The organism is Polaromonas sp. AER18D-145 (genome assembly GCF_002379095.1).
Taxonomy (GTDB): Bacteria; Pseudomonadota; Gammaproteobacteria; order Burkholderiales; family Burkholderiaceae_C; genus Polaromonas.
Window position 1 is genome coordinate 209,576 of sequence record NZ_NBZV01000001.1, and the last position, 22,342, is coordinate 231,917.

Consider the following 22,342-nt stretch of genomic DNA (forward strand, 5'->3'; position numbering starts at 1 on the left):
GGCGATGCGGACTTGCCACCTGTTTCTTGATACCCATTTCGCCTTGGAAGGATCACGCCAAATGCCGATTGAGTTCTTTCAAGTCGATGATGGCACCCTTATCAGACAGAGTTTCGATTCACCGACCGTCTACCTGGATCATTGGGCTATTCGATTTTTTTCGGAAAATATTGTCTCCCAAGATCGATTAGTGAATGCTCTCATGTCTACAGGTGGGACGCTATTACTATCCAACATTTCATTCGCAGAGTTCGCTGGGCCTATAGATCCCGGTCATAGCCGAGACGCTGGCGCCTTCGTGGAGCGGCTACTACCAAACATCTACTTCACAGACTTTGCTTTCGACAAGATTTTGGAAAGGGAGCGATTGGAAGCCAATAACGAGAGACGATTCTGGCCTTCCGCCGATGTAAGGCAACTCAAACTCTTCGCTGAGTGCGCACTAGATGGGGCGTTGAACGTAGGTATTAAGCGGCTCTTTGAGATGGCCTACCTTAGTGGGGTCGCTGTTGGAAATTTAAGTGAAAGTCTCATCAACATTATTCGGGAAGCCCTTGAGACGGCTCGCAACGACCCGGCTCACGTTCGTAAAGCGAAGAATTTAGCGCTTAGCGATGGACGCCCCAGAACCACGATGATTATGGGAGAGCTGATGCGTGGATTCAATCTTGATGGAAACTCATCGTTTTCAAATAACGATGTGATGGATTTCTTGCATGCTGTAATGCCGGTGAACTCCTGCGATTACGTATTGCTGGATGGTCCCTGGGTGGATCGCGTCAACAAAATGAGTCAGCGTATGGCCAAAGCAGGAATGACTATGCCCATAGCCAAGTGCTTTTCGAAGGGAAAAAACGGGGGAATTGAAGCGTTTCTTGCCAGCCTTGAAACATTTACTTCACCGGAGTCCAGAGCGGTAGCGTGACATGGATCACTTGCAATACCGGTCGTATGGCGACCATAACTAGCCAGCGGTTACGTACTGACTACGTGAAAAAGCCTCTGTTCCTTGCGAAACAGAGGCTTTCATTGGTGCCGGAGAGATGAATCGAACACCCGACCTTCTCATTACGAATGAGCTGCTCTACCGACTGAGCTACACCGGCGTTTTCCTGAATTCAGCCTGCGATTATAGCTTGGCGTGGTAGGCGGTGACGCGCTCGACTTCGTTCTTCGAACCCAGGATCACGCTGACACGCTCGTGCAGCTTGCCGGGCTGGATGTCCAGGATGCGCTGGTGGCCGTTGGTGGCGGCACCGCCGGCCTGCTCGATCAGCCAGCTCATGGGGTTGGCTTCGTACATCAGGCGCAGCTTGCCGGCTTTTTCGGGCTCGCGTTTGTCCCAGGGGTACATGAAGATGCCGCCGCGGCACAAAATGCGGTGCACGTCGGCCACCATGGCGGCCACCCAGCGCATGTTGAAGTCCTTGCCGCGCGGGCCGTCTTTGCCGGCCAGCAGTTCGTCCACGTAGCGTTTCACCGGCTCGTCCCAGTGCCGCATGTTGCTCATGTTGATGGCGAACTCTTTCGTGTCTTCGGGGATCTGCACGTTTTCCTCGATCAGCACGAACGAGCCCTGTTCGCGGTCCAGCGTGAACATGGCGACGCCGTCGCCCACCGTCAGCACCAGCGTGGTCTGCGGGCCGTAGATGCAGTAGCCCGCGGCCACCTGCTTGTTGCCGGCCTGCAGGAAGTCGGCTTCGTCCACACCGCGGTCGTCTTCGGGCATTTTCAGCACGCTGAAGATGGTGCCAATGCTGACGTTGATGTCGATGTTGCTGGAGCCGTCGAGCGGGTCGAACAGCAGCAGGTATTCACCCTTGGGGTAACGGTTGGGCACCACGTAGATGGTGTCCATTTCCTCGGACGCCATGCCGGCGAGGTGGCCGCCCCATTCGTTGGCTTCGATCAACACTTCGTTGGCGATGATGTCGAGCTTTTTCTGCACCTCGCCCTGCACGTTCTCGCTGCCGGCCGTGCCCAGCGCGCCGCCCAGCGCGCCTTTGTTGACGGCCTGGCTGATGCTTTTGCAGGCGCGGGCCACCACCTCCAGCAGCAGGCGCAGCTGCGAGGGAATGTGGCCGTCGATGCGCTGCTGCTCGATCAGGTAACGCGTGAGAGATACTTTTGAAGACATCGTGAAGCTCCTCGGTTTGTCATCCCGGACCTGATCCGGGATCCATGGATTGCGGATCGAGTCCGCAATGACAGGTTGTTGGTTAATCTGCCAAGGCGCGCGTGACGACCTCGTGCGTGTCCTTGCTCAGGTCGGTGCGGGCAGCGACACGGGCAATCGCTTCGCGCGCGGCGCTGCGGTAGGGTTCGGCCAGCTTGCTCCAGCGGTCCAGCGCGCGCGCCAGGCGGGCTGCCACCTGCGGGTTGATCACGTCGAGCTCAATCACGCGTTCACTCCAGAACACGTAGCCCGCCGCATCGGTGCGATGGAACGCGGCCGGGTTGCCCTGGCAGTAGGTGCTGACGACGCTGCGCGCGCGGTTCGGGTTGCGCAGGCTGAAGTCGGCGTGTTTCATGAGCTGTTTCACGGCCGGCAGGATGTTGCCGCCGCGGTCCGGCGCGCTGGTCTGCAGGCTGAACCATTTGTCGATGACCAGCGCCTCGTCCTTGAACATGGCATGGAAGCGCTGCAGCGCCTCGGCGGCCAGCGGGTGACCGCTGGACACCAGGGCGGCCAGCGCGTTGAAGCGGTCGGTCATGTTGCCGGCGTCCTTGAAACGCTGGTAGGTCTTGCCGGGCCATTCTTCCGATCGTCCTGAGCCCGTCGAAGGGCTGGCGACCGCGGCCAGGCACAGCTGCGTCAGCGCCATGCCGGCCAGGGCGCGGCGGCCCGAGGACAGCGGGTCGGGCGTGTAGGCGCCGGTGTCGTGGTTGGCCTCGTATGCAGCTTCCCAGTCGGCCTGCAGCGCGGTGGCCAGCTGCAGGCGCATGGCTTCGCGCACCGCGTGGATGCGCTGCGGGTCCACCACGTCGAGCTGCTCGGCCATGTAGGTTTCCGACGGCAGGGTCAGCACCAGGTCCTTGAAGGCGGCGTCCAGCGCCGGGTCGCGCAGCACGCTGCGCATGGCGTCGATATAAGCGTCATTCAGGGGCTCGGCGCCCACCGGATAAGCGGAAGCAGCTATTGATTTAATAGCGCTTCGCACCGCCAGGCGTTGCCCGGCCTCCCAACGGTTGAAGGGGTCGCTGTCGTGGGCCAGCAGGTGCAGCAGCTGCGCGTCGCTGTAGTCGAACTCCAGCACCACCGGCGCGCTGAAGCCGCGTAGGATGGACGGCACGGGTTCGACGTCCACGTTGACAAAACGCAGGGTCTCGCTGGCCCCGGTCAGCACAAAGGTGCGCGGGCCGGCCACGGCAGCAAGCTCGCCTTCCAGCTGCAGCGGCAAGTCGGCACCGTCGGTGCCGAGCAGGCCCAGGCCCACGGGAATCACAAAGGGCTCCTTGGCCGACTGGCCGGGCGTGGGGGCGCAGCTTTGCGCCAGCGTCAGGGTGTAGCTGCGCGCGGCGGCGTCGTACACCCCTTCGGCATGCACGCGCGGCGTGCCGGCCTGGCTGTACCAGCGCTTGAACTGCGGCAGCAGGCGCGCCAGATCGGAGGCGGGATTGGCGTCGGCAATGGCTTGCGCAAAGTCGTCGCAGGTCACGGCCTGGCCGTCGTGGCGCTCGAAGTAAAGCTTCATGCCCTTGGCAAAACCGTCGCGACCCACGAGTGTCTGCATCATGCGGACGACTTCGGCGCCTTTTTCGTAAATGGTGACGGTGTAGAAGTTGCTGATCTCGATGTAGCTGTCAGGCCGCACCGGGTGCGACATCGGGCCGGCGTCTTCGGGGAACTGCGCGGTGCGCAGCACACGCACGTCTTCAATGCGCTTGACGGCGCGGGCCGAGGCCTCGCCGCACAGGTCCTGGCTGAATTCCTGGTCGCGGAACACCGTCAGGCCTTCCTTGAGGCTCAACTGGAACCAGTCGCGGCAGGTGATGCGGTTGCCGGTCCAGTTGTGGAAGTACTCGTGGCCGACCACGCTTTCGATGTTCGAATAGTCGGTGTCGGTCGCGGTGGCCTGGTTCGCCAGCACGTACTTGGTGTTGAAGATGTTCAGGCCCTTGTTTTCCATGGCGCCCATGTTGAAGTCGCTGGTCGCGACAATCATGAAACGTTCCAGGTCCAGCGAGAGGCCAAAGCGCGCTTCGTCCCAGGCCACCGAATGCATCAGCGAGGTCATCGCGTGTTCGGTCTTGTCCAGGTCGCCGGGGCGCACATACACCTGCAGCAGGTGGTCAACCCCGGCGCGCGAGGTGATGCGCTGCTCGCGCGCGACCAGCTGGCCGGCCACCAGGGCAAACAGGTAGGCGGGTTTCTTGTGCGGGTCCACCCACTTCGCAAAGTGGCGGCCGCCCTCGAGTTCGCCCTGCTCGACCAGGTTGCCGTTGGACAGCAGCACCGGGTACCTGGCCTTGTCGGCGCGCAGGGTCACGGTGTAGCTGGCCATCACGTCGGGACGGTCCAGGAAGTAGGTGATGCGGCGAAAGCCCTCGGCCTCGCACTGGGTGAAAAAAGAGTCGTTGCTGACGTACAGGCCCATCAGCTTGGTGTTTTTGGCCGGCGCGCAGGTGGTGAAAATTTCCAGCTCGAAGGGCTCGGGGCCCAGTGGCAGGTTTTCCAGCAACAGTTTGTCGCCGTCCATCTTGAACGAGGTGCCTTGGCCGTTGACCAGCACACGCGCCAGGTTGAGTTCCTCGCCGTCGAGTTTCAGGGGCTGGGCCGGCACGTCGGCATTGCGCCGCAGCGTCATCTTGTTGAGTACACGCGTCTTGGCCGGGTCCAGGTCAAAACATAGGTCGACGGTGTCGATCCAGTAGGCGGGGGCAACGTAGTCTGCACGGTGGATGGCCGTGGCTTGTCCTTCACGCAGCATGGTGGGTTCCTGAAAAGTGGGGGTAATGGGCTGAGTCGCCGCCGGGCCGCCCCAAGGCGACTGCGGCCCCCTCGGGGGGCAGGGAAGTACACGAAGTGACGAGCGTGGAGGTCATGTCACACGCCCTGCTTGAGCGAAGCTTCGATGAACGGGTCGAGGTCGCCGTCGAGCACCTTCTGGGTGGCCGAGGTTTCGTAGTTGGTGCGCAGGTCCTTGATGCGGCTCTGGTCCAGCACGTAGCTGCGAATCTGGTGGCCCCAGCCCACGTCGGTCTTGGTGTCTTCCAGCTTCTGCTGGGCTTCCTGCTGCTTCCTCAGCTCGAAGTCGTACAGGCGCGAACGCAGGCGTTTCCAGGCCACGTCGCGGTTGCCGTGCTGCGAGCGGCCGTCCTGGCACTGCACCACGATGCCGGTTGGCAGGTGGGTCAGGCGCACGGCCGAGTCGGTCTTGTTGATGTGCTGGCCGCCAGCGCCCGAGGCGCGGAAGGTGTCGACCCGAACGTCGGACGGGTTGATCTCGATCTCGATCGAGTCGTCGATCTCGGGGTAGACAAACACCGAGGCAAACGAGGTGTGGCGCCCGCCCGACGAGTCGAACGGCGACTTGCGCACCAGGCGGTGCACGCCGGTTTCGGTGCGCAGCAGGCCGAAGGCGTATTCGCCCTCGATCTTGATGGTGGCGCCCTTGATGCCGGCCGTGTCGCCGGCGGTCTCGTCCTCGATCTGCGTCTTGAAGCCCTTGCGCTCGGCGTACTTGAGGTACTGGCGCAGCAGCATGCTGGCCCAGTCGCAGGCTTCGGTGCCGCCGGCGCCGGCCTGGATGTCCAGGAAGGCGTTGAGCGGGTCGGCCGGGTTGTTGAACATCCGGCGGAATTCCATCTTCTCGACTTCCACCGCCACCTTGGCGGCGTCTTCTTCAATGGCCAGCATGCCGGCGTCGTCGCCTTCGGCCTTGGACATCTCGAAGAGTTCGGTGTTGTCGGCCAGCTCGGAGCTCAGGCGGTCGATCACATGGACCACGTCCTCCAGCGACTTCTTTTCCCTGCCGAGTTCCTGGGCCCGCTTGGGGTTGTCCCAGACTTTCGGGTCTTCCAGCGCGGCGTTGACTTCGCTTAATTTACGTTCTTTGGCAGGGTAGTCAAAGATACCCCCGAAGCTCGTTGACCCGGTTGCTCAGGTCTGCGAGCTGGTTGCCGATGATATTGATGTGTTCTGCGTCCATGGGGAAGTCCTGTCCTGGTGTCTGGGGGTCAATCCGGCATTTTCTCATGCTCCGGACCGCGGACACGCAAAAAAAGGCCATGCCCGGCGGACACCCGGTGGCTGCGCCAGCCGGCCCGGGATCAGGCCGCCGGCGGGGCCGGAGGCGTCAGGGGCAGGGTGACGGTGAACACGGCGCCCTCGCCCGGGCGGCTTTCCACGCTGATGCTGCCGCCGTGCGCTTGCACGAGCTGGCGGGTGATGAACAGGCCCAGGCCGAGCCCGCCGGTGCCGTCGTCGCTGGCGACACGGGAGAACTGCTCGAAAATGCGCAGCTGGTCAGTCGCGGAAATGCCCCGGCCCTGGTCGCGCACGGAAATGCACGCACTCTGGGGCAGCAGGCGCAGGCTGACCGCCACCGGTTTGCCATCGCCATAACGCAGCGCGTTGGTCAGCAGGTTGATCACCACCTGCTCGATCCTGAACTCGTCCCACAGGGCGGTGACCGGCTGGCCGGCATCGAGGGTGATGGGGCTGCCGGCCGCCGCGGCCTGGTTGGAGAGGTTGTCCACCACACGCGCCAGCAGGGCCGACAGTTCGACCTCCACCGGCCTTATGGACAGCGCGTTGCTGCGGATGCGTGTGACGTCCATCATGTCGTCGATCAGGCGCATCATGGCTTCGATCTGGCGCTTGTCGCGCGCCACCATGGCGTTCAGGTAGGGGGCATCGAAAACGTCGGTGCGCCCCCGGTCCAGCTGCATCTTGCGCAACTGCGCCTCGAGAAACAGGGTGTTGAGCGGCGTGCGCAACTCATGCGCCACCATGGACATGAAGTCGTCGCGCATGCGGATGGACGCCTGCAGTTCCCCCTGGGTGGCATGCAGTTTCTGCAGCAGCACGTCCTGCTCCTGCCGGATGGTCTCCAGCACCTGGACCTGCCGGCGGGTTTCATGGCGCTGGCGGTAAAGCTCGACAAAGACATTGACCTTGCTTCTGACGGCCTCCATGTCCAGCGGCTTGTAGAGAAAGTCCACCGCGCCGGTTCCGTAACCCTTGAAGGCGTAGTTGGACTCCTTGCCGGCGGCGCTGACAAAGACGATAGGGATGTGCCGGGTCTTTTCGGTGCCGCGCATCAGTTCGGCCAGCTCGAAGCCGTTCATGCCGGGCATCTGTACGTCGAGGATGGCGAGCGCGAAATCGTGCTCGAGCAGCTGGTCCAGCGCCTCTTCGCCGCTGGAGGCCTGGAAAATGGTGCGGTCGTCCTGCCGGATCAGCGCGTTCAGTGCCAGCAGGTTCTCGGGCAGATCATCGACGATCAGGATGTTGGTGGTGTTGCTCATGGTGCGGGCCTGTCCAGTGTGTGAAGCAGGCTGCGGATGCCGTCCAGCGGGAGAATGAAGTCAGGGGGCATGGTGCGGATGGCGGCTTCGGGCATGGTGACGGCCAGCGCCTCGGCCGGATCCTGCACGATCGTCAGCCCGCCCAGCTGCCTGATCCGTGCCAGTCCGGCGGCACCGTCGGCATTGGCCCCGGTGAGCAAAATGCCGACCAGGCCGGCGCCGTAGGCGTCGGCGGCAGACTCCATCAGCACGTCGATTGAAGGACGGGAGTAATGCACCGGTTCTTCAACGCTCAATGAAAAAGTGCGGTCTTTTTCCACCGACAGGTGGTAGCCCGGGCTCGCGAAATACAGCGTTCCCGGCGCAATGCTTTCCTTGTCGTCCGCCTCGCGCACCGGCCGCTGCAGCTTGTGGCGGAAAATGTCGGCGAGCTGGCTGGGCCTGTCCTCCGACAGATGCAGTACCGCCACGATGGGCAGCTGGAAACTTCGCGGCAGATCCGACAGCAAGGCCATCAGCGCCTGCACGCCGCCGGCCGAAGCGCCGATGACGACCGCTTGCGCCACATGCCCCGCGCTGGTTGTGGGCGCGCTCATGGGCTTGTGTCCGCCATGATTTTTCGGAACAGCCGCTCGGGCTTGTCCAGCACTTCAAAACGCGTGGCATAGGCCGAGAATTCGATGCTTTCCTTGCTGCCCAGACCCAGGAAGCCGCGGTGGCTCAGCGATTCGTGAAACAGGCCCAGCGCGCGATTTTGCAGCGTCTTGTTGAAATAGATCAGCACGTTGCGGCACAGGATCAGCTGGGTCTCTGAAAACACGCTGTCCGTGGCCAGGCTGTGGTCGGCGAAGGTGATGCTGTCGCGCAGGGTCTGGTCAAAAATGGCCGCATCGTAGGCGGCGGTGTAGTAGTCGCTGAAGGCCCGCTGGCCGCCGGCCTTGCGGTAGTTCGTTGCGTGACTCTGGATCCTGCTCAGGGAAAAAATGCCCTTGCGGGCCTTGTCCAGCGACTGCGGGTTGATGTCGGTCGCATAAATCAGGGAGCGCTCGAGCAGGCCTTCTTCCTTGAGCAGGATGGCCAGCGAATACACCTCTTCACCGGTGCTGCAGCCGGCAATCCAGATCTTCAGCGAAGGATAGGTCTGCAGCACGGGCATGACCTGCTGGCGCAGCGCCAGGAAAAACGTGGGGTCGCGGAACATCTCGCTGACCGGAATCGTCAGGAACTGCAGCAACTGCATGAACAGCGTCGGGTCCTTCAGCAACGCCGCCTGCAGCGCCGGGACCGTGGGGCATTCAAAGTGGGCCAGGGCCTGCAGCAACCGGCGCTTTTGCGATGTCCCCGAATAGTCGCGGAAATCGTAGCTGTATTTGCTGTAAATCGACTCCATCAGCAGGCGCACTTCGGCATCACTGATGCTGGTGACCGGATGGCTCGTCGGGTGGTGGAGCGGTCCCGGGTGCCCGGTTCTTTTCGGCATGCTCAGACGCGTTCCAGGCTGGGCATCCACACGCGAAGCAGCGCAAACAGGCGGTCCAGGTCAATCGGCTTGGCGAGGTAATCGTTGGTGCCGGCTTTCAGGCATTGCTCCTGGTCGTCCTTCATGGCCTTGGCGGTGACGGCAATGATGGGCAGGTTCTCAAAGCGCGGGTCCTTGCGGATGCGGCGTGTGGCTTCCAGGCCGTCCATGCCCGGCATCATGACGTCCATCAGCACCAGGTCGATGTCCGGAACCTCGTCGAGCTTGCTGATGGCTTCAAACCCGTTGCGGCCGATCTCGACCACCAGGCCCTTTTGCTCGAGTGCGCTGGTCAGTGCAAAGATGTTGCGTGCATCGTCATCGACCAGCAGGATCTTGCGGCCTTCAAAGACCCGGTCCCGGCTGCGCGCTGCCTTGAGCATGGTCTGCCGGTCTGCCGACAGCTCTGACTCGACCTTGTGCAGGAAGAGTGTGACTTCATCGAGCAGGCGCTCGGGAGAACGGGCGCCCTTGAGGATGATGGAGCGCGAGTACTTGAGCAGGTCGGCTTCCTCCTGACGGGTCAGGCTGCGACCGGTATAGACGATCACCGGCGGAAAGGAGGTGATCTCCCCGGCCGACATGCGCTGGAGCAGCTCATAGCCCTGGATGTCGGGCAGCTTCAGGTCGATGATCATGCAGTCGAAAATGGTGGTGGCCAGCAGCGCCAGCGCTTCCTTGCCGGTTTCCACGGCCGTGATTTCCACGTCGGCATCGCCGATGAGCCGCGTCACGCTGGCCCGCTGCAGTGCATCGTCTTCAACCAGCAGCACACGCTTGACCTTCTGCGTCAGCTTGTCCTCAATTTTCTTGAATACCGACTTGAGCTGCTCCCGGGTGGCCGGCTTGAGGGCATAACCGATGGCGCCCATCTGCAGGGCCGACTCACGGTGGTCATGGCCGGAGACCACATGCACCGGAATGTGCCGCGTGCGCGGGTTGTCTTTCAGCCGCTGCAGCACCGACAGGCCCGAGCCGTCGGGCAGACCCATGTCCAGCAGGATGGCCGCCGGCAGGAACTGGCCGGCCAGTGCGATCCCGTCTTCAGCGCCGTGTGCCACCAGGCAGTTGTATTGCAGCTCATGGGCCAGGTCGTACAGGATCTGCGCGAAAGGCACGTCGTCCTCGATCACCAGCGCCAGACGTGCTTCCAGCGCTTTGTGCCTGTCGTCGGGGAAGGCCGGTGTGGCCACCGGTGCCACCCTGGCCGGCGCAGCACCGGATGGCGGCGCGGGCGACGCTGCCGGCGGGGACGCTGCTGCGCCATGCGACTCCTGCGCCTGGTACCAGTGCAGGGGCAACCGCAGGGTGAAGCAGCTGCCCTGGCCCTCGCGGCTTTCCACCGTGATGGAGCCACCCAGCAAATTGCTGAGGTCGCGCGAAATCGACAGTCCCAGTCCTGTTCCGCCATAACGCCGGCTGGTGGTGCCGTCGGCCTGGTGAAAGGCGTCGAAAATGATCTGCTGCTGGTCGGGGCGAATGCCTATGCCGGAGTCCTGCACTGCAAAAGTCACCAGATCGCCAGGCTGCTGCGAAACCGTGAGGCTGACCTTGCCGGCTTCCGTGAACTTGATGGCGTTGGAGAGCAGGTTCTTCAGGATCTGCTCCACACGCTGCCGGTCGCTCACCAGCATGACGGGGGTACCCGGCTGGATGTTGACTTCAAAGTGCAGCCGCTTCTGGCCGGCCATCGGTTCAAAGGTGTTTTTCAGGGAATCGACCAGTTTGCCAAGGACGATTTCTTCGGGCGAAAGTTCGAGTTTTCCGGCTTCGACCTTGGAAATATCCAGAATGTCGTTGATCAGGTTCAGCAGGTCGTTGCCGGCCGAGTAAATCGACTGCGCAAACTTGACCTGTTCATCGTCGAGGTTGCCCCGGATGTTGTCTGCCAGCAGCTTGGCCAGAATCAGCGAGCTGTTGAGCGGCGTGCGCAACTCATGCGACATGTTGGCCAGAAACTCGGACTTGTAGCGGCTGGCGCGGCTCAGTTCCTCGGCGCGTTCTTCAAGCTGGGTTTGTGCCAGGTTGAGCGCCACGTTTTTCTGGTCCAGCGACAGGGCCAGCTCCGACAGCTGTTCGTTGGTCTGTTCCAGCTCGGCCTGCTGGTTTTCAAGGTTGACCTGGTACTCCTTGAGCACGCGCGACTTCTCCTCGAGCTCTTCATTGACGGTGCGCAGTTCCTGCTGCTGGGTCTGGAGGTCCTCGTTGAGCCGCTGGCTTTCCGACAGCACGTCCTGGAGCTGGCGACGGTACAGCGCCGCGTGAACGGAGTTGCCGATGTTGTTGGCAATCATGTTGACGAATTCCAGGTCACGCGCGCCCAGCGCACGCAAAAACCCGAGCTCGACCACGCCGTTGACCAGTCCGTCGTTGTGGACGGGCACCACCAGCACGTGGCGCGGTGCGCCCCGGCCCAGGCCCGAGGTGACCTTGAGGTAGCCTTCGGGCAGGTCGTCGAGCTGCAACACCCGGTTTTCAAGCGCCGCCTGCCCGACCAGGCCTTCGGCGCTGTAAAACGTCTGTGTCGTTCCTTCGCTGCTGGCACTGAAACCGTAGGCGGCCACACGCCGCAAGTTGCCGTTGTCTTCGCGGACGTACAGTGCCGCCACCGCCGCATCCAGATAACGCGCGACGAACTCCAGCACGCTGCGCCCCAGCGATTCCAGTGCCTGCTGGCCGATGGTGTGTTCGGCCAGCTGCCGCTGTCCGGTGCGCAGCCAGAGCTGCTGGTCCAGCAGCAATGCCGTGGCAGCCTGCTTTTGCTCCGCCGCGCCATAGGAGTCCGACAGGCGTTGCAGTTTACGGTGGCCCAGGAGCGCCAGCAAGCCGCTCATCCCCAGGCTGAACAGAAGGTAAGCCGCCATGCCCCAGGCCGTGTTGCTTCTGGCCTGGGCGTTGCGCTCCTGCAGCAGGCGCTCTTCGATGCTGATGAACTCGGCAAACTCGCGCCGGATTTCATCGGTCAGGCTTTTGCCCCCTGCGGAACGGACCGGCGCCTGGTAGTCGAGGTCTTTGCGCCTGAGATCGACAATGTTTTGCGCAAATTCGTTCCACTGCGTCTGCAGCGCGGCGATGCGCCTGAGCCGGCTGACCTGCGACTGGTTGTCGCGGACCAGTCCGGCCAGCGTCGCGGTTTCGGCGGCAATCCGGGGCTTGCCGATTTCAAAAGGCTGCAGCAGGGGTTCTTCGCCGGTGACCAGGTAGCCGTACATGCTGGCTTCCATGTCGGCGCCCAGTTTGGCGACCTGGTTGGCGTTGCTGATCGCCCGTTCTGTCAGTTCGACCCCGCCCAGGGCCGATAGCAGGTAAAAGATGAGGGTGACAAAAACGGCGGCGCTGAACGCGCCCACACCCAGCGGCAGGCTGATGTTTCGCGTCAGAACGCGGCGGAAGTTTTCCTGGCTGTCAGGAGTTGGCTCGGTCATGGTGGTCCCCGCGCCAAGCGCTGCAAAACCTCGAGTATGCGCCCTGGCCGGAATTTCCTATGTGCGCTGCCGAACTTAAGAACAAGTTCTAAGCCAGGAATCCCTCCATCAGCCTGGCCAGTTGCTCCGGCTGGTCGTGGTGCAGCATGTGGCCGGCGTCCTCGATCACTGCGGTGGTGACCTGCGGCACGGACTGCAGCCGCTCGTGGTACTGGGCCAGGGTGTATTTGCCTTCCCACCACTTGCCCAGGGAGTCGTCGGATGCTTCGACCGCCAGCGTGGGCGCGCTGATACGCTGGTAAATCTCCAGCACCTCGTCGACCCGGTAGAGCTGGGCGTTGGTGACCTTGTGGGCCGCGTCGCCCAGGATGCGCCACTGGCCCTGGACGTCGGGCGCGGCCCAGTGGCGGGCCAGCCAGTCGGCCTTGTCCTGGGTCAGCCGGGGGTTGGTCCGCATCAGGCGCCTGGCCACGCCGTCTACGTCGTTGTAGGGCTTGAGGGCCATTTCGCCCTTGTGCAGGCTTTTGAGCTCGTCCATCCATTTGGCGAAGCGGCCGGGTGCCTGGCTGGGCTTGGTCGCGGGCATGCCGAAGCCTTCGAGGTTGACCAGTTTGCGGATGCGTTCGGGCCGCACGCCGGCGTAGAGCATGGCCACGTTGCCCCCCATGCTGTGGCCGACTAGGTCCACCGGCTGGCCGGGTGCATAGTGATCGAGCAGGAAATCAAGGTCGGCGAGGTAGTCGGGGAACCAGAAGTTGTCGGCCCCCGCGCTGCCGGTCTGGCCATAACCGCGCCAGTCGGGCGCGATGATGGTGCGGCCCTGTACAAAGGCAGCGGTCAGCGCATCAACAACAAACTGGTAGGACGCGGCCACGTCCATCCAGCCATGCACCAGCACCAGGGGCGGCAGGCTGCTTTGGGCCTCGCCCCAGTGAAGCACGTGGTAGTTGATGCCGCGTATAGGGACATACTCGCTGCGGGAAAGACGTTTTTCTTTGTACATTGATGCCCATCATAAGGAGACCCGATTTGAAGCGCAGTCAAGACAGGGACATGGCCGCCGCGCCGCAGCCCGACCATTACGCCGCCCTGCACCAGGGCTTTCGCTGGCAGGTGGACGAACACTTCAACATCTCCGACGTCTGCTGCCGGCGCTGGGCGGCCGGCAGTGGTAAAAGCGCTCCCAAAAGAGTAGCTATCCGCGCCCACCAGACGGGGGCTGCAACCTCTTTTTATACCTATTCGCAGCTGCAGCAGGCCGCCGACGCGCTGAGCCATGTGCTGGTGCAACTGGGCGTGCAGCGCGGCGACCGGGTCGCCATCGTGATGCCGCAGCGTTTCGAAACCGCCGCGGCTTACATGGCGGTGTTCCAGATGGGCGCGGTGGCCATGCCGCTGTCCATGCTGTTTGGCCCCGAGGCCCTCGAGTACCGCCTGCAGGACAGCGACGCGGTGCTGGCCATCTGCGACGAAAACTCGATAACCAGCGTCAACGCCATCCGCAGTCGCTGCCCGGCCCTGCGCACGGTCATCGCGGCCGGCGCGGCGGCCGGCCAGGGCGACGTGGACTACGAACCCGCCCTGGCAGCGCAGCAACGAACTTTCACCGCGGTGAAAACCAAGGCCGACGACGCGGCCATCCTGATCTATACCAGCGGCACGACCGGCCCGCCCAAGGGCGCGCTGCTGGCGCACCGCGCGTTGATCGGTAATTTGCCGGGGTTTGTCTGCAGCCAGAACTGGTTTGGTTTTGACGGCAAGACCAATGCCCGCTCCGATGCGGTGTTCTGGAGCCCGGCGGACTGGGCCTGGACCGGCGGGCTGATGGACGCCTTGTTGCCGACGCTGTATTTCGGCCGGCCCATCGTCGCCTTCAACGGCCGCTTCAGCCCCGAGCTGGCCTTCACGCTGATGGCGCAGCAGGGCGTGACGCACACCTTTCTGTTCCCGACCGCGCTCAAAGCCATGATGAAGGCCTACCCGCACCCGCGCCGGCAGTTCAAACTGAAGCTGCAGGCGATGATGAGCGCGGGCGAAGCGGTTGGCGACGCGGTGTTTGCGTACTGCCGCGACGAGCTCGGCGTACTTGTCAACGAGATGTTCGGGCAGACCGAGATCAACTACGTGGTGGGCAACTGCTCGGCCCTGTGGCCGGCCCGGCCCGGCAGCATGGGCAAAGGCTATCCGGGCCACCGTGTGGCGGTGATTGATGACGAGGGCAGGGAGTGCGCCGTCGGCGTGCCCGGCGACGTGTCGGTCAACCGGTTTGACATCCACGGCGATCCCGACCCGATCTTCTTTCTCGGCTACTGGAAAAAGGAAGCCGCCACGCAGGCCAAGTTCAGCGGTGACTGGTGCCGCACCGGCGACCTGGCCACACGCGACGAGGACGGCTACCTCTGGTACGAGGGCCGGGCCGACGACGTGTTCAAGGCAGCCGGCTACCGCATCGGCCCGGGCGAGATCGAGAACTGCCTGGTCAAGCACCCGGCGGTGGCCAATGCCGCAGTGGTGCCCAAGCCCGACCGCGAACGCGGCGCCGTGGTCAAGGCCTTCATTGTGCTTGCTCCTGATTTTGTAGCTGCTCGCGCAGATAGAGCGGGAGCTGAGGGCCAATTTGACCTCCAACTGACGGCTGAGCTGCAGGCCCACGTCAAGGGCCTGCTGGCGCCCTACGAATACCCCAAGGAGATCGAGTTCATCGATGCGCTGCCGATGACGACCACCGGCAAGGTGCAGCGGCGTGTGCTCAGGCTGCAGGAGGAAGAACGTTTCCGGCTGGCCTCAGAGCAGGCCTGAAGGGGCGGCTGGGCGGCTCGGGCTGGTGGCTCCGCAGTGTCAGGCCCCGGCGTTCGGGGCCGGAGGCGTACGGGGCAGGGTGACGGTAAACGACGTGCCGCTGGCGGCATCCGATGTCACGGCGATGCTTCCGCCATGCGCACGAACGATTTCCTGGCAGATGAACAAGCCCAGGCCCAACCCGGTGGTTTCCCGGCGCTCGCCCTGGCCGGAGGCCATGCCGCGGACCAGCGGCTTGAAGATCAGCTGCTGTTCCTTCAGCGGAATCGGCGTGCCCCGGTTGTGCACCGAAAAGGCCACGCCTTCTGCGTTTTCCCACAGGCGCACCGTCACCGGTTCGTCTGGCGCGCCATGGGTCAGGGCATTGGCCAGCAGGTTGGACAGCAACTGCCCCATGCGGCCTTCGTCCCAGGAGCCGGTGAAGTCGCCGACGCTTTCCAGGCTGAGCAGGCTGCGCGGATAACGCACGCGAGTCTCCGCCAGCACCTTGACGAACTGGGTGACCAGGTCGCCGGGCACCGGCCTGATCGGCATCATGCCCTCGGACTGCACACGCGTGAAATCAACCACATGTTCGATCACGCTGTTGATGCGGACCACGCTGTTGATGATGGTTTCCGCCGCGCTGGCCGGCAGCTTGCCGGAGCGCACCAGGTATTGCGCGGACATGGAGATGGTGCCCAGCGGATTGCGGATGTCATGCCCGAGGATGCCGATAAACAGGTCGGTCGATCTTTTGGTCTGGTCGGTGTAGCGGGCCACGGATTCGGCAATCGCCTGGTCCATCGCTTCATTGAACCGGATGAGGTCGTGCATGTCGTTCTGGTGATCCCGTCCTCCGCCTGCGAGGGTCCAGAGCCGGACGACGCTGGCCCGCAGGGCGCGGTACTCGGTGATCATGGCGTCGATGGCGAAGCCGGAGACCATGCGCGTATCGGCGTGGGTCTCGGCCGCTGTATCGAGCTCTCCCTGGGGCTGCCTGCTTTCGCCCCGGGATTTTTCTTCCTGTGCGGCAGGAGTTTGCGGTTGCTCCAGATCATTGGCAATCGCTGCGAGAATTTCGCCCGCGTGATCGCGCAAAGCTTTCTGGTCCAGCCTGGTTCCGTCATGCACCACCGTGGCGGCGAATTCGTCCCACGCAGTGAGGATTTCTTCCGCGTTCGATCGGAGAAATGTGGAAAGTCGCATGATGGAGCCTATCTGGTGTTGGAACGATTTCCAGCCAATGGCGGGTGTTTCTGGCAGCTTGTCTGCGTACTGACGCACCTTGGAATAAAAAAAACCTCCGGGTCACGGAGGGTTTTTTTGCAGCGAGGGTACCTGCTTAGCGGGCGGTTGCCTGCACAGGCTCGGCCACATAAATCTCGACGCGGCGGTTTTTGGCGCGGCCTTCGTTGGTGTTGTTGTCGGCGATCGGTTCGCGCGAACCGCGGCCGTCGGTGGCGATGCGGTTGCCTGCAACGCCACGGGCCACCAGGTAGTTGCGCGTGCTGTTGGCGCGGTCAATGGACAGCGGGTTGTTGATGGCATCGCTGCCAGTGCTGTCGGTGTGGCCGATGATGGTCACCGTGGTCACCGGGTTCTGGTTCAGGCTGGTGGCAAACTGGTTCAGGATGGGGGCGAAGCTGGAACTGACATCAGAGCGGCCCGTTGCAAACGAGATGTCCGAAGGGATGTCGAGCTTAAGGCGGTTGTCGGCGGTCTGGCTCACAGCCACGCCGGTGCCGGCCGTGGCTTTTTCCATGGCGGCTTTCTGGTCCTGCATGCGCTTGGACCAGAGGTAACCACCACCTGCACCAACGGCGCCACCGAGCACTGCGCCCGTGGCTGCACCCTTGGAGCCACCGGTGGCTGCGCCGAGCACAGCACCGGCTACGGCGCCGATGCCGGCACCTTTGGCCGTGCCCTGCTGGGTTTCGCTCATGTTGGCGCAACCGCTCAGAAAGAGGGCGGCGACGGTCAGGGAAGTGAGTACGAGTTTCATGGAAGGCTCCTGGGAAGTTGTTGCGAAGCGCAAGGGTTAAAGCTTTTGTGCATGAATGGTAGCTCGGCAAAAATCAGGAATTTGTAAGCCAATCACCCGAGTTCGTGCCCTCCTGCAACAGCAGCGGTGAACCTTTAAACTACGACTCGTCCCGGGCGCGCCACCCGCTGCGCCCCTTTATCGCGAAATCCTTACCCCTGATCCATGAACAAAATCCAACTCGGCAGCAGCGACCTGCAGGTCACCCCCGTTTGCCTGGGCACCATGACTTTCGGCGAGCAGGTCGATGAAGCCACGGCCCATTCGATCCTTGACCGCTCCCTGGAGCGCGGCGTCAATTTTCTCGACGCGGCAGAGATGTATTCGGTGCCAGCCCGCGCCGAAACCTTCGGCGCCACCGAAACCATCATCGGCAACTGGTTGGCCCAGCGCCCGGGCGCGCGGGACAAACTGGTGGTGGCCACCAAGGTCGCCGGCCCGGCTCGCGGCATGCCCTGGATACGCAACGGCAGCCCCGACCTGACGCCGCAGGACATCGTGCAGGCCTGCCACGACAGCCTCAAGCGGCTGCAGCTTGAAACCATCGACCTGTACCAGATCCACTGGCCAGCGCGCAATGTGCCGGCGTTCGGCATGGTGTATTTCGACCCGGCCAAGGACAAGGCGGTCAGCTCGATCCACCAGCAGCTCGAAGCGCTGGGCGGCCTGGTGAAAGCCGGCAAGGTGCGCGCCATCGGCCTGTCCAACGAAACCCCCTATGGCGTGCATGAGTTTGTGCGGCTGGCGGAGCAGCACGGCCTGCCCAAGGTGGCGACCGTGCAGAATCCGTTCTGCCTGATCAACCGCACGGTGGAAAACGGGCTCGACGAAACCATGCACCGGCTCGGTGTCTCTTTGCTGGCTTATTCGCCGCTGGGTTTTGGCCTGCTGACCGGCAAGTACGATGCCGGTGGCACCACCGGCGCCGGGGCGCCCGGGGACGCCCGCATCGCCAGGTATGAGTCGGTGCGCAAGCAGCGCTGGGGCCGGCCCGAAGCGCTGGCCGCCGCGCGCCGCTACAACGCGCTGGCCCGCGAGCACGGCCTCACGCCGACACAGCTGGCACTGGCGTTTTGCTACACCAAATGGCAGGTGGCCAGCACCATCATCGGCGTGACGTCGGTGGCCCAGCTCGACGAAGACCTCGACGCCTGGGGCACGCAACTTTCGCCCGAGGTGCTGGCCGCCATCGACGCGATCCGCTGGGAGCTGCGCGACCCGGCGCTTTAAAGGCTTCGACAAGCTCAACCCGAACGGTGGATCATGGCAAAAAAAGACCACGTGTCGGAGACGCCGGCCACGCAACTGCTGAAGACAAACAAGGTCGTTTTTACCGAACACCCTTACGAGTACCTCCAGCACGGCGGCGCGCAGCACAGCGCAGAGGTGCTGGGCTTCGATCCCTTCACCGTGGTCAAGACCCTGGTCATGCAGGACCAGGACGCGAAGCCGCTGCTGGTGCTGATGCATGGCAACCGCAAGGTGTCGACCAAAAACCTGGCGCGCCAGATTGGCGCCAAGTCGGTCGAACCCTGCAAGCCCGAGGAGGCGAGTCGCCACAGCGGCTACCTGGTGGGCGGCACCTCGCCGTTCGGCACGCGCAAGGCCATGCCGGTGTATATCGAGGAAAGCATCCTGGCCTTGCCTAAAATCGCCATCAATGGCGGCCGGCGCGGTTACCTGGTCGGCATCGCGCCGCAGGTGTGCGTGGACCTGCTCGGTGCAAAATCGGTCAACTGCGCGCTTGCTGATTGACAACAAAATTACAACAACACTGGAGAACTCCATGGACTACGCCTATTCCGCCCTGGCCGTGCTGGCGGCCTACCTGATCGGCTCGCTGTCGTTCGCGGTCATCGTCAGCCGGCTGATGGGTCTGAACGACCCGCGCAGCTACGGCAGCAAGAACCCCGGCGCCACCAATGTGCTGCGCTCGGGCAACAAGGCGGCGGCCGCGCTCACGCTGCTGCTCGACGGCCTCAAGGGCTGGCTGCCGATGGCACTGGTCATGTGGTTCGGCAAGGACTACGGGATGCGCGAAGGCACGCTGGCTGCCGTCGGCCTGGCGGCCTTCATCGGCCACCTCTACCCGGTCTTTTTCGGTTTCCAGGGCGGCAAGGGGGTGGCGACGGCTGCCGGCGTGCTGTTCGGCGTGCACTGGGTGCTGGGCCTGGCGACACTGGCCACCTGGGTCATCGTGGCTTTCTTCTCGCGCTATTCGTCGCTGGCGGCCATTGCCTGCGCCATTTTTGCGCCCTGGTATTACCTGATCGGCGACCGTTCGTTCTGGTATGTGGACAAGATGATCGCGCTGGCCATTGTGGCCATGAGCGCCTTCCTGATTTTCCGGCACCGGGGAAACATCAACAAGCTGCTCAAGGGCACGGAGTCGAAGCTGGGCGCGAAGAAGAAGGGCTGACCCGGACCGCCGATTGCTATCAATCAGATAGCTGCTTGCGATTGTGTGGCGTGGGCTGCAGCCTGTTTTGTTTCTAGAATCGCTTGACCAGCGTCATCTGGTCGTTTTCGCGGATCATCTGGAAGCGCGTCAGGAAGCTGTTGCCCAGCAGCATGTAGGGCATGGGCTGGGGCGACACCACCGCGTCGATGTCGTAGACCTCGACATCGCCGACCCGCACGGAACCGAGTTTGACGCGAAAGCCCTGCGTCACACCGTTGGCGGTGCTCATCTGTACCGGCTGGCCACCCTTGTAGTTGATGCCGGCGCGCTCGGCATCGGCAGCACTCATGGCCACACCGGTTGCGCCGGTGTCCACCATGAACTGGACGGCACGGCCGTTGATCTGGCCCGGGGTGAAGAAATGTCCGCCGGTGCCGGCAGTCAGCACGATGCGGCTGCCCTTGCCGGCGCCCCCGCCCGCACCCACGCTGACCGGCGCATCGCCGACGCGCACGGTGTGGCGCTTGCCCGAGAGTTCCAGCACAGCCTGGTCGCCGGCGGTGGAGACCACCTTCACCCCCTGGTGGGATTCCCCGGGCGCCACCGATTTCGGCGCGCCGCCATTGACGATCAACAGTGCCCTGCTGCCCAGCATGCCGGCCAGCGCGACGCTTTGCGCGTGTGCCGCCGGAGCCAGAAGGCCCGCCAGCACGATGAACAAGAGGGCGAGTTGCACACGAACGGCCGCCGCGCCGGGCCGCCCCAGGCAAACGGAGTAGCGAGCGTGATGTCCCCATCCCCTTCCAGCCGGGGCCGCGGAACCGGCCTTGGCCTGTCCTGAGCCGCCTGTCCTGAGCTCCGTCGAAGGGGTCGAAGGGCCGGGCCGCAGGCGCAGCGCCCCCGAGGGGCTGGAGCCTGCGGCTACAAAGCTGCTTGAGCAGCTTTGGACAGGCGACAGAAGCGAAGCCTCTGGCGAGCTGCGGCCTGCAAGGCCTCGCGAACCACACGCAGTGGGGAGCGTGGGGGCCACGTCTAGTCCCTGAAGTTGTTGAAGCTCAGCGGCATGTCGGGCAGGTCCGCCTTGATCATGGCCATCGCCTCCTGCAGGTCGTCGCGGTTTTTTCCGGTCACCCGCACGGCGTCGCCCTGGATGGAGGCCTGCACCTTGACCTTGCTGCCCTTGATCAGTTGCGAAATTTTCTTGGCCTGCTCGGTCTCGATGCCGTTGCGCACCTTGATGATCTGCTTGACCTTGTCGCCGCCGATTTTCTCGACCTTGCCGGCGTCGAAAAAGCGCACATCCACGCCGCTTTTGGTGGCCTTGTTGCGCAGGATGTCGGTGATCTGGTCGATCTGGAAGTCGCTGTCGCCGATCAGCGTGATTTCCTTGTCCTTGAGCTCGATCGCTGCCGCCGTGCCCTTGAAGTCGAAACGTGTGCCGATTTCCTTGGCAGTGTTTTCAACCGAGTTTTTGACCTTGACCAGATCGGCTTCGAGAACGGTGTCAAAAGAGGGCATGGTTTTCCGGCTTCCGGGGTTGCGTTGCAGGGATGTCAGGGTGCGACAATCCCGTGATGTTAGTCGAGAAAAACGTTCCCCTCCAGTTTTCCAATACCTTTGGCATCATGGCCAAGGCCCTCACGCTGGTGCGTATTGCCAGCGAAGAGGGCGTGGCCGCCGTGCTGGCCGATCCGGTGCTGCAGGCTTGCCCGAAGTTCGTGCTGGGCGGTGGCAGCAACATCGTCATCACCGGCGACGTCAAATCCGTCGTGCTCAAGGTGGAGATCATGGGCAGGAAGCTCGTGGGCGAGACCGTCAAAGCCTGGATCGTCGAGGCCGGCGCCGGCGAGAACTGGCACGAGGTGGTGGCTTGGACCCTGCACAACGGTTATCCGGGCCTGGAAAACCTCGCCATGATCCCCGGCACCGTGGGCGGCTCGCCGGTGCAGAACATCGGTGCCTACGGCGTGGAGTTGCAGGACCGTTTCGATTCGCTGGACGCCATCGATCTGGGCACCGGCCAAAGCTTCACGCTGAATGCGGCGCAATGCGCATTTGGCTACCGCGATTCGGTCTTCAAACACAGCAGCACCGGACCCAATGGGCGACCGGGTCTGGGGCTGGCCGGCAAGGCCCTGATCACGCGCGTGCGTTTTGCGCTGCCCAAGGCATGGAAGCCGGTGCTGGGTTATGCCGACATCGAGAAAAAGATGGCGCAGTCCGCGATCACCCAGCCCGATGCGCTGCAGATTTATGAGTGGATTTGCGAGATCCGGAAAGCCAAGCTGCCTGATCCCAAGGTGATCGGCAACGCCGGCAGCTTCTTCAAGAACCCGACCGTGACACCCGAGCAGTGCGCCGACATCATCCAGCGCGAGCCCAAGATCGTCCACTACCACCTGGACGACGGCTCGGTCAAACTCGCCGCCGGCTGGCTGATCGACGCCTGCGGCTGGAAAGGCAAGAGCATAGGCAACGCCGGCGTGTACGACCGGCAGGCGCTGGTGCTGGTCAACCGCGGCGGCAGCGCCGACCCGGTGACCGGCGGCGAGGTCATGACCCTGGCCAAGGCCATCCAGACCAGCGTCTACGAACGTTTCGGCATCCTGCTGGAGCCGGAGCCCGTGGTGGTGTAGCCAGCCCGGCGATCTGGTTTTGCTATTGTATTAATAGCTGCTTACGCCCGTGAAACAAGGGATGCA

General features: G+C 63.2%; 18 protein-coding genes and 1 tRNA gene. 6 read left to right on the forward strand and 13 right to left on the reverse strand.

The window, feature by feature from the left end; all coding sequences use genetic code 11:
- The first annotated feature begins 61 nt into the window (after positions 1 to 61).
- Complete coding sequence (locus B7G52_RS01030) at positions 62 to 925, forward strand: hypothetical protein (protein ID WP_141397363.1); 864 nt, start codon at positions 62 to 64, stop codon at positions 923 to 925.
- 105 nt (positions 926 to 1,030) lie between these two features.
- Here B7G52_RS01030 and B7G52_RS01035 read toward each other — a convergent pair.
- The 9 genes from B7G52_RS01035 to B7G52_RS01075 all read right to left on the reverse strand — a co-directional run bounded on the left by B7G52_RS01035 (position 1,031) and on the right by B7G52_RS01075 (position 13,420).
- Positions 1,031 to 1,106, reverse strand: a tRNA-Thr gene (locus B7G52_RS01035).
- A gap of 23 nt (positions 1,107 to 1,129) precedes the next feature.
- Positions 1,130 to 2,137, reverse strand: coding sequence for a class 1 fructose-bisphosphatase (locus B7G52_RS01040; protein WP_096695571.1), 1,008 nt, complete (start codon positions 2,135 to 2,137; stop codon positions 1,130 to 1,132).
- 82 nt (positions 2,138 to 2,219) lie between these two features.
- Positions 2,220 to 4,931, reverse strand: a complete 2,712-nt coding sequence (gene pepN / locus B7G52_RS01045) for an aminopeptidase N (RefSeq protein WP_096695572.1) — start codon at positions 4,929 to 4,931, stop codon at positions 2,220 to 2,222.
- Between the two features lie 116 nt (positions 4,932 to 5,047).
- Positions 5,048 to 6,152 (reverse strand): peptide chain release factor 2 gene (gene prfB / locus B7G52_RS01050; protein WP_096663365.1). Its coding sequence is split into 2 segments (ribosomal slippage): positions 5,048 to 6,070 and positions 6,072 to 6,152, totalling 1,104 coding nucleotides; the frame shifts between segments, so codons are not numbered across the junction.
- Positions 6,153 to 6,273: 121 nt separating this feature from the next.
- Positions 6,274 to 7,473, reverse strand: a complete 1,200-nt coding sequence (locus B7G52_RS01055; protein WP_096695573.1) for a hybrid sensor histidine kinase/response regulator — start codon at positions 7,471 to 7,473, stop codon at positions 6,274 to 6,276.
- A complete protein-coding gene (locus B7G52_RS01060; RefSeq protein ID WP_096695574.1) occupies positions 7,470 to 8,069 on the reverse strand; it encodes a chemotaxis protein CheB in 600 nt (199 codons plus the stop codon). Before B7G52_RS01060 ends, B7G52_RS01055 begins: the two co-directional genes overlap by 4 nt.
- Positions 8,066 to 8,953, reverse strand: a complete 888-nt coding sequence (locus tag B7G52_RS01065) for a protein-glutamate O-methyltransferase CheR (RefSeq protein ID WP_096695575.1) — start codon at positions 8,951 to 8,953, stop codon at positions 8,066 to 8,068. The genes B7G52_RS01060 and B7G52_RS01065 overlap by 4 nt, the downstream gene beginning before the upstream one ends.
- Before the next feature lie 2 nt (positions 8,954 to 8,955).
- Complete coding sequence (locus tag B7G52_RS01070) at positions 8,956 to 12,417, reverse strand: response regulator (RefSeq protein ID WP_096695576.1); 3,462 nt, start codon at positions 12,415 to 12,417, stop codon at positions 8,956 to 8,958.
- Positions 12,418 to 12,505: 88 nt separating this feature from the next.
- On the reverse strand, positions 12,506 to 13,420 hold the full coding sequence (locus tag B7G52_RS01075; RefSeq protein WP_096695577.1) for an alpha/beta fold hydrolase: 915 nt from the start codon (positions 13,418 to 13,420) through the stop codon (positions 12,506 to 12,508).
- 50 nt (positions 13,421 to 13,470) lie between these two features.
- Between B7G52_RS01075 and B7G52_RS01080 the strand changes: the two genes are divergently transcribed.
- Positions 13,471 to 15,216 (forward strand): acyl-CoA synthetase, encoded by a 1,746-nt coding sequence (locus B7G52_RS01080; protein WP_096695578.1) that lies wholly within the window; start codon positions 13,471 to 13,473, stop codon positions 15,214 to 15,216.
- Between the two features lie 39 nt (positions 15,217 to 15,255).
- On the opposite strand, the gene B7G52_RS01085 is transcribed toward B7G52_RS01080, so the two are convergent.
- Positions 15,256 to 16,404 carry a sensor histidine kinase gene (locus B7G52_RS01085; protein ID WP_096695579.1) on the reverse strand — a complete coding sequence of 383 codons (1,149 nt, stop codon included), beginning with the start codon at positions 16,402 to 16,404 and terminating at the stop codon, positions 15,256 to 15,258.
- A 136-nt stretch (positions 16,405 to 16,540) separates the two neighbouring features.
- Positions 16,541 to 17,200: an OmpA family protein gene (locus B7G52_RS24360; protein WP_096695580.1), complete on the reverse strand. Its 660-nt coding sequence runs from the start codon at positions 17,198 to 17,200 to the stop codon at positions 16,541 to 16,543.
- Between the two features lie 204 nt (positions 17,201 to 17,404).
- Between B7G52_RS24360 and B7G52_RS01095 the strand changes: the two genes are divergently transcribed.
- The 3 genes from B7G52_RS01095 to plsY are packed head-to-tail and all read left to right on the forward strand — an operon-like array spanning position 17,405 to position 19,658.
- On the forward strand, positions 17,405 to 18,469 hold the full coding sequence (locus tag B7G52_RS01095; protein WP_096695581.1) for an aldo/keto reductase: 1,065 nt from the start codon (positions 17,405 to 17,407) through the stop codon (positions 18,467 to 18,469).
- A gap of 33 nt (positions 18,470 to 18,502) precedes the next feature.
- Entirely contained in the window at positions 18,503 to 18,994 is a 492-nt protein-coding gene (locus B7G52_RS01100) for an aminoacyl-tRNA deacylase (protein ID WP_096695582.1), read from the forward strand.
- Positions 18,995 to 19,025: 31 nt separating this feature from the next.
- Positions 19,026 to 19,658: a glycerol-3-phosphate 1-O-acyltransferase PlsY gene (gene plsY / locus B7G52_RS01105; RefSeq protein WP_096695583.1), complete on the forward strand. Its 633-nt coding sequence runs from the start codon at positions 19,026 to 19,028 to the stop codon at positions 19,656 to 19,658.
- A 73-nt stretch (positions 19,659 to 19,731) separates the two neighbouring features.
- On the opposite strand, the gene B7G52_RS01110 is transcribed toward plsY, so the two are convergent.
- Both B7G52_RS01110 and B7G52_RS01120 read right to left on the reverse strand, forming a co-directional pair.
- Positions 19,732 to 20,295, reverse strand: a complete 564-nt coding sequence (locus B7G52_RS01110; RefSeq protein ID WP_096695667.1) for a retropepsin-like aspartic protease — start codon at positions 20,293 to 20,295, stop codon at positions 19,732 to 19,734.
- Between the two features lie 377 nt (positions 20,296 to 20,672).
- Entirely contained in the window at positions 20,673 to 21,158 is a 486-nt protein-coding gene (locus B7G52_RS01120) for a YajQ family cyclic di-GMP-binding protein (RefSeq protein ID WP_096695585.1), read from the reverse strand.
- A 56-nt stretch (positions 21,159 to 21,214) separates the two neighbouring features.
- Here B7G52_RS01120 and murB point away from each other — a divergent pair, with 56 nt between their 5' ends.
- Positions 21,215 to 22,276, forward strand: coding sequence for a UDP-N-acetylmuramate dehydrogenase (gene murB, locus B7G52_RS01125; RefSeq protein WP_096695586.1), 1,062 nt, complete (start codon positions 21,215 to 21,217; stop codon positions 22,274 to 22,276).
- Positions 22,277 to 22,342: the final 66 nt, after the last annotated feature.